The sequence below is a fragment of the Candidatus Protofrankia californiensis genome (assembly GCF_900634765.1).
In the GTDB taxonomy this organism is placed as follows: Bacteria; Actinomycetota; Actinomycetes; order Frankiales; family Frankiaceae; genus Protofrankia; species Protofrankia californiensis.
In genome coordinates, this window is record NZ_CAAAFT010000174.1 from 1 (window position 1) to 15,463 (window position 15,463).

The following is a 15,463-nucleotide window of genomic DNA, read 5'->3' on the forward strand; positions in this document are numbered from 1 at the left end:
CGCCATGATCGTACGGTTGCCCGGGGGGTACCTCCACCCGATCGGGGAGCGCGGCCGGGGCCTGTCGGCCGGGCAGCGTCAACTGCTGGCTCTCGCGCGGGCGGAACTGGCCGATCCCGACATCCTGCTCCTCGACGAGGCCACCGCATCCCTTGACCTGGCCACGGAGGCGGCGGTCACCGAGGCCACCGAGCGGGTCACGCGCCGGCGGACCACGCTGGTGGTGGCGCATCGGCTCACCACCGCCGCCCGCGCCGACCGGGTCGTGGTGATGGACGCCGGTCGAGTCGTCGAGCAGGGCCCCCATACCGAGCTGCTCCGGGCCGGTGGCCGGTATGCGCGGATGTGGGCGGAGTTCAACGGCGCGGACGGGCAGGCGTCCGCCGGCGCACCGGAAGCAGTGATCCCGGATCAGGCCCGCGTCCTCCGCACCACCTGATCCAGGTCACTATGTGTCATCACCGCCCGGGCCACCGGAAACGGATCAGGTGACCCGTGACGGCGACGGAAGCCGACCGGATTACAGATCGGCGTAGAGCGGTTCGTCGGCGATCAGGATCCGCTCCAGCAGCCGCGGAAAGTCGCCGTAGTTGCGTACTCCGTAATGGACGGTGGCGCGATTGTCCCAGAATGGGATCGATCCGGGCCGCCAGGAGAACCGGACCTGGTGTTCCGGCTTCCGGTACTGGTCCAGAACGAGCGTCAGTAGTTCTTTGCTTTCCGACCTGTCGAGCCCGAGAATCGAGGGTCGCTGGGTGAAATTCACCCAGAGAATCTTTTCGCCGGTCTCGCGGTGCACCCGCACGATCGGGTGCGCCACGATCGGGTAGTCGTGGCCCACGCTGTTCAGCGCGGCGCGGAAGTCATGGGCGACGTGGAGACCGGCGAGACGGTCTTTCACGTCGTCGGACAACCCGTCGTAGGCAAGCCCGGCGTCGACCCAGACGGTGTCACCACCGGTATCGGATATGGTGATCGCGCGCAACACGGCCCCCAGGTCGGCACCAGCCGCCAGCTCGTGTCGGAGTGATAGGGGTCCCAGCTGTCGTCGGCGTTCGCCGCGGCGCGGGCCCGCTCATAATCCTTGAGGTCCACCGCCGCTATCCGGTGAATCGGGGTGACCTTGCCGGCGTCGTCCCTGTCGGCATCTTTCGCCGACCCTGGGACAGATTTGCAAACGGATCGCCACAGACCGTGGTAAAGGTTGCCCGTGATGGACGGAAAATCCTCGGCGCCGTCGCCGGGTCCGTCGTCGAGTGTCAGCGACAGGTGGCGCTGGACACGCGTACCAGGTCCACGTAAAGCCGCGCCGTCAGGTCGGCTCCCTGATCCAGGAGCCGATTACAACATGTAAGAGAAGTCCGTGTCCATGACCGGCAGGACCAGGTTTTTGGAGCATGATGGAGGAACTCGACCGCGACGGAGGAACTCGACGAGCTGTCCGGACGGCCGGTCAGTGGCCGCGCAGGATCCACTGATCGTATTCGAGCGCCTCGGTGCCGATGGTGGTGTCGTCGCCGTGGCCGGTGTGCACCACCGTCTCATGCGGCAGTATCAGCAGACGTCTTCTGATCGAGTTCAGCAGGGTCGGGAAGTCGGAGAACGACCGTCCGGTGGCGCCCGGTCCGCCGCGGAAGAGGGTGTCGCCGCTGAACAGGACCGGTTCCCCTCCGATCACCCCGTACAGGCACACGCCGCCGGGGGAGTGCCCAGGGGTGTGCATGACATGCAGCCGGCCGCCTCGCGCGATCGGGATCTGCTGGCCGTCGGCGAGCTGGAGGTCCGGTGGGCGACCCGGGTAGACCGCCTCCCAGAGCATGAGGTCGGCCTGGCACAAGGCGATCGGGGCCTGCACCCGGTCGGACAGCTCCACGGCCGCGTTGATGTGATCATTGTGACCGTGCGTCGCTACGATCATCGACACCCGGCGGCCCTCGATCGCGGCAAGGATCACCGACGGGTCGTGCGCGGCATCGATGACCAGTACCTCGCTGTCGTCCCCGACCAGCCAGATGTTGTTGTCGACAGTGAAGCTCTGGCCGTCGATCAGGAACTCGCCACGGGTGATGATCCGATCGACTCGCACTCCGTCGTGTCTCGCCACGCGTTCTCCGTTCCCGTCGTCCTATGGTCGTCCGGGTGAATCGGACCGGTCACCCGGACCGATCAACCGGACTCGTCCGGACCGATCATCCCCGACTCGCCCGGACCGGTCACCGGCGGACTTATCCTGGATCGGACGCGCCCGTCGCGGGCTGGACGTACATGCCGGTCAGAGCCTAACGACGCTGCGCAGCACGCCGCCCTGCCGCATCCGGGTGAAGGCCTCTTCGACGTCGCCGAGGCCCACGGTCTCGGTCACGAACCCGTCGAGGTCGAGCCGACCCGCCCGGTAGAGATCGATCAGGATCGGGAAGTCCCGGCTGGGTAGGCAGTCGCCGTACCAGGACGATTTCAGCGAGCCCCCACGGCTGAACACCTCGATCATCGGGAGCTCGAGGGTCATCGACGGGTCGGGGACTCCGACGAGGACGAGCCGCCCGGCGAGATCCCGGGCGAAAAACGCCTGCCGGTAGGTCTCCGGGTGGCCGACCGCTTCGATGACCACATCAGCGCCGTTACCTTCGGTGAGCGACCTGATCATCTCCACCGGGTCGAGGTCACGTGCGTCAATGGTGTGAGTGGCGCCGAACCGGCGTGCCCATTCCAGCTTGCGTGGGTCGATGTCGACCGCGATGATCTTTCTGGCGCCTGCGAGGGCCGCCCCGGCGATGGCGGCGTCCCCCACGCCTCCGCAACCGAACACGGCGACTGTCTCACCCCGGGTGACCCCACCGGTGTTGACCGCTGCGCCGAAACCGGCCATCACCCCACAGCCGATCAGCCCGGCGGCCTCCGGGCGTGCCGCCGGGTCGACCTTCACGCACTGGCCGGCCGCCACGAGGGTCGCTTCGGCGAAGGCCCCGATGCCCAGCGCCGGTGACAGTTGCCGGCCGTCGGCCGCCAGCGTCATCGGCTGGGTGGCGTTGCGGGAGTCGAAGCAGTACCACGGCCTGCCTCGCAGGCAGGAGCGGCAGGTCCCGCAGGGCGCCCGCCAGGCGATCACCACGTAGTCGCCGGGCACGGGCGAGGTGACCCCGTCGCCCACGGCCTCGACGACCCCGGCGGCCTCGTGGCCGAGGAGGAAGGGGTAGTCGTCGTTGATGGCGCCCTCGCGGTAGTGCAGATCGGTGTGGCAGACGCCGCACGCCTGGACCCGTACCCGAGCCTCCCCCGGCCCCGGCTCGGGGACGACTATCTCGGTCAGGACGACGGGGGCGCCCTTCTCGAGGGACACCACACCGCGCACAGTCACCGAACCCGCTGCCGAACCCATCGCCATGCTCCCGTCGTCGTCGACCGTCAGTGACCCAGGGGCCCAGGCCGCCTGGGTGTGCGAAACAAACATGATCGCGCCGCCCTTGGCTGTCCAGGCGCGTTCAGCCAATCACTGTTCGCAACGGCCCGGCAATTCCCGCCGGCGAGAACGCGTCCTGGTATCACTACTAACTGTTACCAAGCGCTATCTGTCGCTACCGGTGGAACCCGGCCGGGGCCGGACCGGAACATCGGCTGTGGAGGGCCGGGGCGGCCTACCCGGCGCCATGCTCCCGCTCAACTATCGGTACGCTCCTGACGGTCCGCTTCTGCTCTCCGCGCACGGATCCGCAAGAAGGGAGCAGGTCCCTCGACATGACCGCCGATACTTCGCCGATGGCGGCCCAGGTACGCCACCCGTACGGGCGGATGACCGTCGGGGATCCAGCGCTGCCCGATGACGGCCGACTCGACGGTGCCGACGTCCCCTCCGGCCTGAACGCCGGTGAGATCGGTCCCACCGGACGCCCGTTGCCCGTCTTTCCCGCACCACCTCTGTTGTCGACTCACGGGCCCGCCTGGGTGGTCGCCATGTGCAACCAGAAAGGCGGCGTTGGTAAGACGACGAGCACGATCAATCTCGGTGCCGCGCTCGCCGAATACGGTCGCCGTACCCTGCTGGTCGACTTCGACCCGCAGGGCGCGCTGTCGGTCGGGCTCGGTATCAATCCGATGGTGCTCGAACGCACCGTGCACGATCTCCTGCTCGGCGCCGAGTCCGAGATCGGTGAGGTGATAGTCCCGACCCAGGTCGACGGCCTGGATCTGCTGCCGAGCAACATCGACCTGTCGGCCGCGGAAATGCTGCTCGTCACGGAGGTCGGCCGGGAGCACACCCTGGCCCGTGCCCTGGCACCGGTCCGCTCGGTCTACGACGTGATCCTCATTGACTGCCAGCCGTCCCTGGGTCTGCTGACCGTGAACGCCCTGACCGCCGCCGACGCCGTCATCGTGCCGCTGGAGTGCGAGTACTTCGCCCTGCGCGGCGTCGCCCTGCTGCTGGACACCATCGACAAGGTGCGTGACCGGTTGAACTCCCGCCTGGAACTCGCCGGCATCCTGGCCACCATGTACGATGCGCGGACCCTGCATGCACGGGAAGTGCTGGCGAGGGTGGTGGAACGCTTCCCGGACGAGGTCTTCCACACGGTGATCAACCGGACGGTACGCTTCCCGGAGACCACCGTGGCCGGTGAGCCGATCACTACCTACGCGCCCACGTCCGTGGGTGCGGACGGATATCGGCGGCTGGCCCGCGAGCTGATGATCAGGCATGCGACCCGGTCCGCGGCGGGGTGAGGAGCCGGGCGAGCGGGGGTGGCCGGTGATCGGGATGCGGACGTTCGGGAAGCGGGACGGGATAAGGAACCTGTAGAGGCGTGCTGTTCTACCTGGCCGAACCCGCGGCGCTTCTGGGGATCGTTCTCGCGCTCCTCATCGGGATCTACGTTCATGACGGCGCGCAGGTCGTTGCCGCAAGGCTGCTGCGGGATCCCAGCCCGCTGCGCAGCGGGCGCCTGACGGCATCGCTGAAACACCGCGTCAGCCCTTTCAGCGCGGTCGCGATGCTCATCGCCGGTGTCGGATGGACCGAGCCGATTCCCATGAACGACGTGTGGCGCAAACGACGGTTCCACGTGGCCGCGGCGGTGCTGGCCGGTCCGCTGGCCTACCTGCTGCTCGCCTTCGTCTCGATCGTCGGATTCAAGTTCGTCTCCGAACCGCTCCTGCTCGTCGAAGGCGACCGCATCCTGAAGGTCGCCGGCGCGGGCGGTTTTCCCGCCCGGCTGCTGCTGTGGATGGCGGGCACGTTCGGGTCGTTGTTCATCCTGAGCCTCATCCCGGTCCCTCCCGCGGACGGCGGGCGGGTGCTGTTCCTGCTCGGCCCGCAGACGCCGAGCTGGCACCGGGCCCACTACCAACTTCGCGAGAACAACGTCGGCATCGTCATCCTGCTGGTGATCCTCCTGCTGCCGGTGCTGTTCGTGTCGTTCCCCTCGGTCGTCGGCCAGCTCATCCTGCCGCTGCTGCGGGGTCTGGGCAGGATTGTCAACATCGACGTCGCCCTCGGTTGAACGCCTGCTTCGGATTGTCCGTGCGGTTCAGATCGTCCGCCCGGCCGTCCCCGCACCCCACGGGCAACCGGCTCCGCTCGAACGGACGTGCGGTCCGGGACGGCTCGCGACGCGGCGGCGGTAGCGTCGTGTTATGGCACGGACCGGGACATCTCCTCGACCGATCGTGACTGCGCTGGTGCCCGAAGTCACGGTGCCCGAAGCTGCGGCGCCGACCGGCCGTGGCGGGTCCGGCAACGCCTTCGTGGTCGAGCTCGCCAACTTCAGCGGACCGTTCGACCTGCTGCTGTCCCTGATCGCCAAGCACAAGATGGACGTCACCGAGGTTGCGCTCTCCCAGGTCACCGACGAGTTCGTGGCCCACATCCGTCGGTTGGGCCCCGGTTTCGACCTCGGGCAGGCCACCGAGTTCCTGGTGATCGCCGCGACCCTGCTCGACCTCAAGGCGGCCCGTCTGCTGCCAGGGGCGATCTCCGAGGATGAGGCGGAGGACCTCGCCCTGCTGGAGGCCCGTGACCTGCTGTTCGCCCGGTTGCTGCAGTACAAGGCATACAAGGAGGCGTCGGTTCTGTTCGTGGGCCTGATGGCCCTCGAAGCTCGCCACGTCCCCCGGGCCGTGCCGTTGGAACCGCGCTATGCGCAGGCTCTCCCGGAGGTGCAGATCGGTATCGGACCGGTCGAGCTCGCCCGGCTCGCGGCACGGTTGCGGGAACCTCCGCCGCCTCCGCAGGTCGCCACCGACCACGTCCACCTGCCGAGGATCAACATCCGCGAGCACATGCTCGCCGTGATCGAGAAATTGCGCGAGGTCGGTAGCGCGTCGTTCCAGGCGCTGTGCGCGGACTGCCGGCAGACAATCGAGGTGGTCGCGCGTTTCCTCGCCCTCCTCGAGCTCTTCCGGGAAGGCCGGGTCGCCTTCTCCCAGGAGGTTCCCCTGGGAGAATTGACAGTACGGTGGGTGGCCGATTCCGAGCCCTCGGGGTCCGCGGAGTCGACGCCGGTCCGGGGTGCGGCGGACGGCGTGCACAGCGTGCACAGCCCCGGCATCGGCGCCGACGATCCCGACGGCGGCAGTGACACCGACAGCACCGACAGCACCGGGAACACCGGGAACACCGGCAGTACTGAGAGCACCGACAGTACTGACAGCACAGACAAGGCCGAGATCGGCAGAAGCCGGAAACGAGGATCACGACCGCGATGACAGGGGAAGCGGATCCGGTCGCCGGTCTCGAAACCGTGGGGGCCGACATCCCGGGTGAGGGTGGGCGGAGCGTGGACGACGACGTACCGCGACCGCCGTTGCCCGCTCTCGTCGAGGCGATCCTGATGGTCGCGGAGAACCCGGTCCCGATCACCGAGATCGCGGTATGCCTGGGTGTTCCCGCCGCCGAGATCGAACGTGTCGTCGTCGAGCTGGCCCTGGGGTACATCGCCGACGGCCGTGGCTTCAGCCTGCGTGACGTCGGTGGCGGCTGGCGTTTCTACACCAGCGAGGCGTGCGCCTCCTGGGTCGAGCGGTTCGTCCTCGCCGGCCAGAGCCCGAAACTGTCCCAGGCGGCGCTGGAGACCCTGGCGGTCGTCGCCTATCAGCAGCCGGTCAGCCGTGGGCGGATCTCGGCGGTACGGGGTGTGTCCGCCGACGGGGTGATCCGTACCCTGACCGCCCGCCGGCTGGTCGAGGAGGCCGGTACCGACCCCGACAGCGGCGCCACGCTGTACCGGACCACCGACTACTTTCTGGAACGGATGGGTCTGCGGCATCTCGACGAGCTGCCTCCGCTGGCCCCGCTGCTGCCCGGCATCGCCGACGTGGATGACATTGAGAGCCCGTGACAGGCTCGCGGACAGGGCGGAGGCCCATGACAACCGGTGACGCGAATGCTGAGGGCGTCCGCCTGCAGAAGGTGCTTGCCGCGGCCGGGGTCGGTTCCCGCCGGCACAGCGAGGAGCTGATCGCCGCGGGTCGGGTGCGGGTGGACGGCCGGGTGGTCGAAGCGCAGGGTATGCGGGTCGATCCGCAGACCGCGATCATCGAGGTCGACGGTGAACGCGTTGTGACCAGGACGGGCCTGGTGCACCTGGCGTTGAACAAGCCCGTCGGAGTGCTGTCGGCGATGTCGGACGACCGCGGCCGGCCGACCGTCGCGGACCTCGTCGCCGACGCGGGCCCGGGGCTGTTCCACGTCGGGCGTCTGGACGCCGACAGCGAGGGTCTGCTGCTGGTGACCAACGACGGGGAGCTGGCCCACCGGCTGTCGCATCCGTCGTTCGGTGTCGCCAAGACCTACCTGGTCGAGATCGCCGGGCCGGTCGGCCGGGACGTTCCCCGGCGGTTGCGCCAGGGGGTCGACCTCACCGATGGTCCGGTGAGGGTGGACGCCGTCCGGATCGTCAGTTCGGCCGGTTCGCGTGTCATGCTCGAGATCACACTGCACGAGGGGCGCAACCGGGTGGTGCGCCGCCTGATGGACGCCGTCGGCCACCCCGTGCGCCGGCTGGTGCGGACCCGGATAGGTCCTGTGTACCTCGGCTCGCTGCGGGTGGGCCGGACCCGGCACCTGTCGAGGGGCGAGGTCGGCGCCCTCTACCGCGAGGTCGACCTGTAGGAACGCCGTTGCGGCGGCGAACACGGCTATGGCAGCGGAACGTGCCTGCGGGCGCGAACGGGGTCGCGGGGAGTGTTCTCGGGCCTCGGCTTGGGCGACCCGGCCCAGCGGGGGGAGGGAGGGGGAGAAGGCCCGGGAGAACGCGGGAGAAACCGTGGTCGACCCGCGGAAACACCCAGGACCTGTCCGGGAACTATGGTGGCGCGGTGGCTGTCACATCCGGCGCATCTCGATCCCCCCGACACCGGCCACCACCGCCTCGGGTGGGGATCGTCGGCTCCGGGCTGATCGGCACCAGCATCGGGCTGGCATTAACTGGCGGCGGTGTTGACGTCCTGCTGGCCGACATCGACGCCGAGCAGGTGAAGGTTGCCGAGGTCATGGGTGCCGGCCGTCCCTGGCACGGGGAACCCGTCGGGCACGCGGTGATCGCCGTCCCCCCGCACGCGGTCGCGGGGGAACTGCGGCGGTTGCAGCGGGCCGGACTCGCCGAGACCGTCAGTGACGTCGCGAGCGTGAAGGCCAGACCGATCGTCGAGGCCGTGCAGGCGGGGTGTGACCTCTCGGCGTGGTGTCCGGCGCATCCGATCGCCGGACGGGAGCGAGGTGGTGCGGCCTCGGCCCGTGCCGACCTGTTCGCCGAGCGGACGTGGGTCGTGTGCCCGCTGCCGCACACCTCGCCGGCCGCGCTGGAGGCCACGGTCGCGATCGCCCATGCCTGTGGCGCCACGCCGGTGCACACGACCGCGGATCGGCATGACCAGGCGATGGCTGCCCTGTCCCATCTGCCGCAGGTGGTTGCGAGTCTGCTCGCCGCAGCCACGCCCGATCTCGCCGCCGGCGAGCTGGCCCTGGCCGGTCAGGGATTCCGGGACGTGACGCGTCTGGCGGACAGCGACCCTGGCCTGTGGTCGTCGATCCTGGAGGGTAACCGCGGTCCGGTCGCAGCCCAGGCTCGCAGCCTGACCGCGCAGCTCGCGCGGCTTGCCGACGTCCTCGACCGGGGCAGTGAACAGGAGGTCGTCCTGGCGGTCCGCACGCTCATGACCAGCGGCAACGCCGGTCGGGCGCTGCTGCCCCGCAAGGCCGGTGCGGTGTCGCGGCCGTGGGCGTGGGCGTGGGTGGGGGTGGTGCTCGCCGATCGGCCCGGCCAGCTGGGCGCCCTGTTCACCGCGATCGGCGACTGGCAGATCAATGTCGAGGACATTGCCGCGTTCGAGCACAATCTCGACGCTCCGGCCGGCATCGTTGAGCTCGCTGTTTCGCCGGACATCGTCGACGCTCTGCTGGATCGGTTGGCCGCGGCCGGGTGGACCGCCTATCGCCGCTCATGAGCGCCATCCTTCCCGGATGGAACGCCGCCCTTCCCGGATGGGCGGCCCCGGGTAGCCTGAGCCGGGTTGACCGCATCGGCGCCGGCTTGGGTGATCATCCGGGTCGGGTCGGTTTCACCGCGTCGGTTGCCGACGGGTTTCTGGTGTAGACGGGTTTGTGGTTCTGGTGCTGTTGTCGCGTCTGGACGGAGGAAACGGTGGAACACGACCGCGGTTCCCGCGAGCCGGTGGTTGCGTCGGCTACCGGTGAGCAGGAGGTGCCCACAGGCGGCGAAGGCCGTCGCGCCGGGCCCGGTGAGCCCTGGCGGCCCGACGGGCCCGACCCGGCTGCGCCGCCGCCGCAACGGGTGGTCCGCGACGGATTCGTCATCGCCGTGGACGGGCCGGGAGGGTCGGGCAAGAGCACTGTCGCCCGGGAGATCGCTCGGCGGCTCGGCCTGCGGTATCTCGACACGGGTGCGATGTACCGGGCAGTGACCCAGGTTGCCCTGGAGAGCCGGATCGACATCGAAGATCACAATGCGGTCGCCGAGCTCGCGGAGCGGGCGGTGCTCACGGTCGGTACCAGCCCGGACAATCCGGCGATCGCGGTGAACGGCGAGGCGGTGGACGACAAGATCAGGACCAGGGCGGTGACCAACGCGGTGAGCGCGGTGGCCGCGGTGCCCGCCGTTCGCCGGCGTCTGGTCGCCCGCCAGCAGCAGATCATCGCTGAGGCGTCGCCGGTGGGCATAGTGGTGGAGGGTCGCGACATCGGTTCGGTCGTCGCCCCGCACGCCCCAGTCAAGGTGTTCCTGACCGCGTCGACCGAGGTCCGGGCGTTGCGGCGGTCGCATCAGCTGGGGGAGAAGGGCATCGACGACGTGGCCCGCACCCTCGCCGAACTCGACCGCCGGGACGTCCTGGACAGCACCCGCGCCGCGGACCCGTTGGCCGTCCCCGACGACGCGATAGTGCTCGATTCGACCGGGCTGTCCGTCCAGGACGTCGTGGACGAGGTTCTCCGACACTGTGAACGGGTATCGGCCCGCGCGTCATGACGATCGAAGGCCCGGACAGCACCAGCCCTGACCGCAGGCGGCCGCCCGCTGTGGCGCCGCACCGCGGAGCGGCGTCCCGGCCGTACAACGATGTCCTTCACAAGGTGTTCAAACCACCGTTTCGTCTGGTTCTGAACAGGGTTGTCATGCATCTGAGGCTCGAAGGGCTGGACCGGATCCCGGCTACCGGCCCCTTGATCTTTGCGGGTAATCACAGCAGCCTGCTGGACGGGCCCCTGGTCGTGATCGAGGCGCCGCGTACGGTCCGATGCCTGGTGAAGTCCGAGATGTACAAGGGTGTCCTCGGTCGGCTGCTGCGCATGTCCGGCCAGATCCCGATCGACCGCGGCCGACCCGACCGGTCCGCATTACACACCGCACTCGACGAGCTGTCGCGTGGCGGTGCGATCGGGGTGTTCCCGGAGGGGACCCGGGGCAGCGGCGAGGTGGAGAACGTGCAGCACGGTATCGCCTACCTGGCCGTTCACGGTCGATGCCCGGTGGTGCCGGTCGCGTGTATCGACACGGGTCGGGTCCTGCCGAGGGGGGCGCGTTGGCCGCGGCGCTCCGTCCACGCGCGGATGGTCTTCGGACATCCGTTCGAGGTGGAGATCCCTGCCAACCCGCGGTCACGGCGGGCGTTGGCGGCGGTGGCCGAGGACATCCGGATCAAGATCGCAGACCATCTGGCCCAGGCCCGCCTGCCGCCTGGGTCGTAGGCGGCCCGGGCGCGTCAGGAGCATGGTCGCGCTGCCTCCGGCCATCGGGACGAGCCGTCGGCGGGACCGAGGCGATCCCGAGCCGACCAGATCTGACAGACCGCAGAGATCATAGAGATCGCAGAGACGAGGACGTTGTGAGTGTGGCTTCGCAGGCGCCGCAGGACGAGGCCGGACACCGGTCCGACTCCGACGACCGCCAGCCGGTACTGGCGGTCGTCGGACGTCCCAATGTCGGCAAGTCGACGCTGGTGAACCGGATACTCGGCCGGCGGGCCGCGGTCGTCGAGGACGTCCCCGGAGTGACCCGGGACCGCGTCGCCTATGACGCGACCTGGAACGGCCGGCGTTTTGTGGTGGTTGACACCGGCGGCTGGGAGCCGGACGCGCACGGGTTGGCGGCCCGGGTCGCCGAGCAGGCGCGCGCCGCTTTGGACACCGCCGACGCGGTGCTGTTCGTGGTCGACGCCACCGTCGGGGCCACCGACGCGGACGAAGCCGTCGCGCGCGTGCTGCACCGGTCGGGACTGCCGGTGGTCCTCGCGGCGAACAAGGTCGACGACTCCCGCGGCGAAGCCGACGCCACCGCGTTGTGGAGCCTCGGGCTCGGTGAGCCGCATCCCGTCTCGTCCCTGCACGGCCGGGGCAGCGGGGACCTGCTCGACGCCGTGCTCGAAGCCCTCCCGCCGGCGCCCCGGGAACGCTTCGAGGAGGTGGACGGGCCGCGGCGGGTTGCGCTGCTGGGCCGGCCGAACGTCGGCAAGTCCAGCCTGCTCAACCGGTTGGCCGGCACGCAGCGGTCGCTGGTGCACGACGTCGCCGGTACCACCCGTGACCCGGTTGACGAACTGGTGACGGTCGGGGGGGAGACCTGGAAGTTCGTCGACACTGCGGGCCTTCGGCGGCGGGTCCGGGAGGCCAGCGGCGCGGAGTACTACTCGTCGTTGCGTACCGCGGCCGCGCTTGAAGCCGCGGAGGTCGCGATCGTCCTGTTGGACGCCAGTGAGCCGCTCACCGAACAGGACCAGCGGGTGATCACCATGGTGCTCGAGGCCGGACGGGCCCTGGTGCTGGCGTTCAACAAGTGGGACCTGCTCGACGAGGACCGCAGGCTCACCCTGGAACGGGAGATCATCCGGGATCTGGGCCGGGTGGCCTGGGCGCCGCGGGTGAACGTGTCGGCGACGACCGGCCGCGCGGTCGACCGACTGGCGCTGGCGCTGCGGACCTCGCTGGAGTCGTGGGGGACGCGCATCTCCACCGGCCGGCTCAACACCTGGCTGGGCGAGGTCGTGGCGGCCACCCCGCCGCCGTCACGGGGCGGCCGGCTGCCCCGCGTGCTGTTCGCAACGCAGGCCGGGGTGCGGCCACCCCGTTTCGTCATCTTCTCGACGGGTTTCCTCGAGCCGGCCTACCGTCGCTTCCTGGAGCGCAGGCTGCGCGAGGATTTTGGTTTTGCCGGAACGCCGATCGAGATTTCGATCCGGGTCCGTGAACGGGGCGAGAAACGCCGGTGAGCCGCCTGACCGGTGCGCATCTGAGCCTCCTGGCCGGTGCGCCGGTCGAGCGAGACAAAGGCCTACCAACCATGAGATCGGCGACAGATCGATTTTCTTGATTGCCGGTATCCGTCTGGTTGAGCGGTCCGCCGCAGGGTGCCATGCTCGGTGGTAATGGGGGTGGGGCCTGATTCGCCGGGATGGCAGGTCAGCGGCTTGCCAGCCTGTCAGCTTGGCAGGTCGCGGGCTTCGGCGATGCCGAGACGGGTGTGGATGAGCGAAAGAGAGCCTTCACGGGACGGGGCTGACGTTCCCGCGGCAGTGGCCGGCATAGCGATGGCCGCGCTGGACGCTCGAGGTGTCCTCACCGCATGGACGGCGGGAGCCGGTCGACTGCTGGGCTATCGGCCGTACGAGGTGCTGGGACGCGCCGCGGCGGACCTTCTTGCCGTGGACTTTCCGGCGTCGGCGCTACCCGGCATCGGGCGGGGGGAGGAGTGCAACGGCCGGGTGGTGCTGCGGCACCGGGACGGCCGAGCCGTCGAGGTCGACATCCACGCGGCCTCGACGCACGGTGTGCGGGGAAACACCGGCTGGGTCGTGGTGGCCCTCGAGCCGGGCGAACCAGGTTCGCGCCATGACACGGCGGCGGCGCTCAAGAACTGGGCACTCGACCAGATGCCGATCGTCCTCGGGATCTACGACCGTGAGAAGCGCCTGGTGGGAGGCAACGAGGAAGCGCAGCGCGTCATAGCCGCGCGAGAAGAAGCAGTACTCGGACTCCGTCCGGGGGAGATCTACCCCAGCCTTACCGCCGACCAGGTCGAACAACTGATGGCACAGGTGATCCGCACGGGGGAACGGTTGACTCTGGAGACGGTCACTCCGCTGCCTGGCGAGAGCCGCGCGCACGCCTGGTCGATCTTCCTCTATCCGTTGAAGGACCCCGGAGGCATGGTGCGGGGGGTGTCGACGGCAGCTCTCGACACCACCACGCAGTACCGGGCCAGGCAGCGGCTGGCCATCGTGAACGCGGCCAGCGTCCGCATCGGAACCACCCTGGACACGGCGCGGACCGCCCAGGAGCTCGCGGACGTGGCCGCCGAGCAGTTCGCCGACTTCGTCAGCGTCGACCTGCTCGACTCCGCCGTCGGTGACAACGAGGCGGACCTGCGCCGGGCCGCCGCCGGCGGCGTGCTCCTCTGCCGGGCCGCACAGCAGTCCGTCCTGGACGGCTGCCCGGAGTCCACGGTCGAGCCGGGAAAGACAGACCGCTGCTGCGAGGACTCGCCCATGGCCCGCGCCCTGGTCACCGGCAGGCCGTCGCGGCATGCGATCGACACCCCCGACATCCAGGCGTGGTTGGAGCACGACACGGCGCGTGCGCGCAGCGTCCGCGTGCACGGGATCCATTCGCTCGTCGTGGTGCCGTTGCTTGCCCGCGGGACGACCCTCGGACTCGCGGTGTTCCTGCGGCATCGCACCCCTGACCCGTTCGACACCGACGACCTGCTTCTCGCCGAGGAGATCACGGCCAGGGCTGCGCTGTGCATCGACAACGCCCGCCGCTACACCCACGAGCACAACACCGTGCTGGCTCTGCAGCGAAGCATGTTGCCGCAGCGCACGTCCCCGCACGTGGCGGTGGCGGTCGCCTCCCGCCATCCGCCGGCCGGCTCCGGGGCCGGGGTGGGCGGTGACTGGTTCGACGTCGTCCCGCTGTCCGGAGCCAGGGTCGCCCTCGTGGTGGGCGACGTGGTCGGGCACGGCATCCAGGCGTTGGCCACCATGGGACGCCTGCGTCTGGCGGTCCGCACCCTCGCCGACATGGACATGCCGCCCGACGAGTTGCTCACGCATCTCGACGACCTTGTCCTGCGTCTGGCCGACCGGGAAGAAGACCCAGGGGCCGAGGAGATGGAGGGGGCGGCCGGGGAGATCGGTGCCAGCTGTCTGTATGCGGTCTACGACCCGATTTCCCGCCGCTGCACGCTTGCTCGCGCCGGCCACCCCGTGTCCTCCGTCGTCGCCCCGGACGGGACGGTCGACTTTCCCGAACTGCCCGCCGGCCCCCCGCTGGGCCTCGGTGGCCTGCCCTTCGAGTCCGTCGAGCTGGAGCTGCCCGACGGCAGCCTGATCGCCCTGTTCACCAACGGTCCGATCGAGTCCGGCGACCACGGCACCGGCGCCGGTGCGGATGCGGATACCGACGTCGGATTCGCCCGGCTGAGCCGTGTCCTGACCAGCAGCAGTAGCACGTCGTCCCTGGAGCAGATCTGCGACAACGTGCTGGAGGCGCTGCTGCCCGGCGGTGTCCCCACCGACGACGTCGCTGTGCTCCTCGCCCGCACCCAGGGCATGGACGCCTCCCAGGTTGCCGTCTGGGACCTGCCCGCGGACCCGGCGGTGGTGGCCCAGGCCCGGCAGATGGCGACCGACCAGCTCGCCGCCTGGGGGCTGGAGGAGGCGTCCTTCGTCACCGAGCTCGTGGTCAGCGAACTGGTCACCAACGCCATCCGCCACGCCGTTGCGCCCATCCAGCTTCGGCTGATCCACGAGAGCAGTCTTATCTGCGAGGTCTCCGACGCCAGCAGCACCGCACCTCACCTGCGCCGCGCCCGCGTCTTCGACGAGGGCGGCCGTGGCCTGCTCCTCGTCGCTCAGCTCACCCAACGGTGGGGCACCCGCCACACCCCACACGGCAAAATCATCTGGGCCGAGCAGCCACTCCCGACCAGCTGCTGAACGCTCCCGGGCGGAGACTGAAGGT

The 15,463-nt window shown here is 69.6% G+C and carries 14 protein-coding genes and 1 pseudogene; 11 read left to right on the forward strand and 4 right to left on the reverse strand.

Features of this window, described 5'->3' with window-relative positions:
* Positions 1-439: ATP-binding cassette domain-containing protein (locus tag DD1DGNOD_RS09675; RefSeq protein ID WP_131769944.1), on the forward strand; the 439-nt coding region annotated here is incomplete at its 5' end.
* 81 nt (positions 440-520) lie between these two features.
* Here DD1DGNOD_RS09675 and DD1DGNOD_RS09680 read toward each other — a convergent pair.
* The 4 genes and pseudogenes from DD1DGNOD_RS09680 to DD1DGNOD_RS09690 form a co-directional block, all read right to left on the reverse strand.
* Positions 521-1,134: pseudogene (locus tag DD1DGNOD_RS09680) on the reverse strand (TauD/TfdA dioxygenase family protein); the annotation flags it as partial.
* A gap of 125 nt (positions 1,135-1,259) precedes the next feature.
* Positions 1,260-1,475, reverse strand: a complete 216-nt coding sequence (locus DD1DGNOD_RS31125; RefSeq protein WP_430827788.1) for a putative leader peptide — start codon at positions 1,473-1,475, stop codon at positions 1,260-1,262.
* Entirely contained in the window at positions 1,454-2,104 is a 651-nt protein-coding gene (locus DD1DGNOD_RS09685; RefSeq protein WP_131766292.1) for an MBL fold metallo-hydrolase, read from the reverse strand. Before DD1DGNOD_RS09685 ends, DD1DGNOD_RS31125 begins: the two co-directional genes overlap by 22 nt.
* A gap of 168 nt (positions 2,105-2,272) precedes the next feature.
* Complete coding sequence (locus DD1DGNOD_RS09690; protein ID WP_131766310.1) at positions 2,273-3,376, reverse strand: S-(hydroxymethyl)mycothiol dehydrogenase; 1,104 nt, start codon at positions 3,374-3,376, stop codon at positions 2,273-2,275.
* A 356-nt stretch (positions 3,377-3,732) separates the two neighbouring features.
* Between DD1DGNOD_RS09690 and DD1DGNOD_RS09695 the strand changes: the two genes are divergently transcribed.
* The 10 genes from DD1DGNOD_RS09695 to DD1DGNOD_RS09740 all read left to right on the forward strand — a co-directional run bounded on the left by DD1DGNOD_RS09695 (position 3,733) and on the right by DD1DGNOD_RS09740 (position 15,438).
* Entirely contained in the window at positions 3,733-4,716 is a 984-nt protein-coding gene (locus DD1DGNOD_RS09695) for a ParA family protein (RefSeq protein WP_131766293.1), read from the forward strand.
* An 80-nt stretch (positions 4,717-4,796) separates the two neighbouring features.
* Complete coding sequence (locus DD1DGNOD_RS09700) at positions 4,797-5,492, forward strand: Zn-dependent membrane protease (protein WP_131766294.1); 696 nt, start codon at positions 4,797-4,799, stop codon at positions 5,490-5,492.
* A 133-nt stretch (positions 5,493-5,625) separates the two neighbouring features.
* Positions 5,626-6,696, forward strand: coding sequence for a segregation and condensation protein A (locus tag DD1DGNOD_RS09705; protein WP_430827789.1), 1,071 nt, complete (start codon positions 5,626-5,628; stop codon positions 6,694-6,696).
* Positions 6,693-7,328 (forward strand): SMC-Scp complex subunit ScpB, encoded by a 636-nt coding sequence (scpB, locus tag DD1DGNOD_RS09710; protein ID WP_131769945.1) that lies wholly within the window; start codon positions 6,693-6,695, stop codon positions 7,326-7,328. The genes DD1DGNOD_RS09705 and scpB overlap by 4 nt, the downstream gene beginning before the upstream one ends.
* A gap of 26 nt (positions 7,329-7,354) precedes the next feature.
* Positions 7,355-8,101 carry a pseudouridine synthase gene (locus DD1DGNOD_RS09715; RefSeq protein ID WP_131766296.1) on the forward strand — a complete coding sequence of 249 codons (747 nt, stop codon included), beginning with the start codon at positions 7,355-7,357 and terminating at the stop codon, positions 8,099-8,101.
* A 206-nt stretch (positions 8,102-8,307) separates the two neighbouring features.
* A complete protein-coding gene (locus tag DD1DGNOD_RS09720) occupies positions 8,308-9,435 on the forward strand; it encodes a prephenate dehydrogenase (RefSeq protein ID WP_131766297.1) in 1,128 nt (375 codons plus the stop codon).
* 347 nt (positions 9,436-9,782) lie between these two features.
* Complete coding sequence (gene cmk / locus DD1DGNOD_RS09725) at positions 9,783-10,475, forward strand: (d)CMP kinase (RefSeq protein WP_430827790.1); 693 nt, start codon at positions 9,783-9,785, stop codon at positions 10,473-10,475.
* Positions 10,472-11,194 (forward strand): lysophospholipid acyltransferase family protein, encoded by a 723-nt coding sequence (locus DD1DGNOD_RS09730; protein ID WP_131766299.1) that lies wholly within the window; start codon positions 10,472-10,474, stop codon positions 11,192-11,194. Before cmk ends, DD1DGNOD_RS09730 begins: the two co-directional genes overlap by 4 nt.
* 143 nt (positions 11,195-11,337) lie before the next feature.
* Positions 11,338-12,711 (forward strand): ribosome biogenesis GTPase Der, encoded by a 1,374-nt coding sequence (der, locus tag DD1DGNOD_RS09735; RefSeq protein WP_131766300.1) that lies wholly within the window; start codon positions 11,338-11,340, stop codon positions 12,709-12,711.
* Between the two features lie 255 nt (positions 12,712-12,966).
* Positions 12,967-15,438, forward strand: a complete 2,472-nt coding sequence (locus DD1DGNOD_RS09740) for a SpoIIE family protein phosphatase (protein ID WP_206443054.1) — start codon at positions 12,967-12,969, stop codon at positions 15,436-15,438.
* Positions 15,439-15,463: the final 25 nt, after the last annotated feature.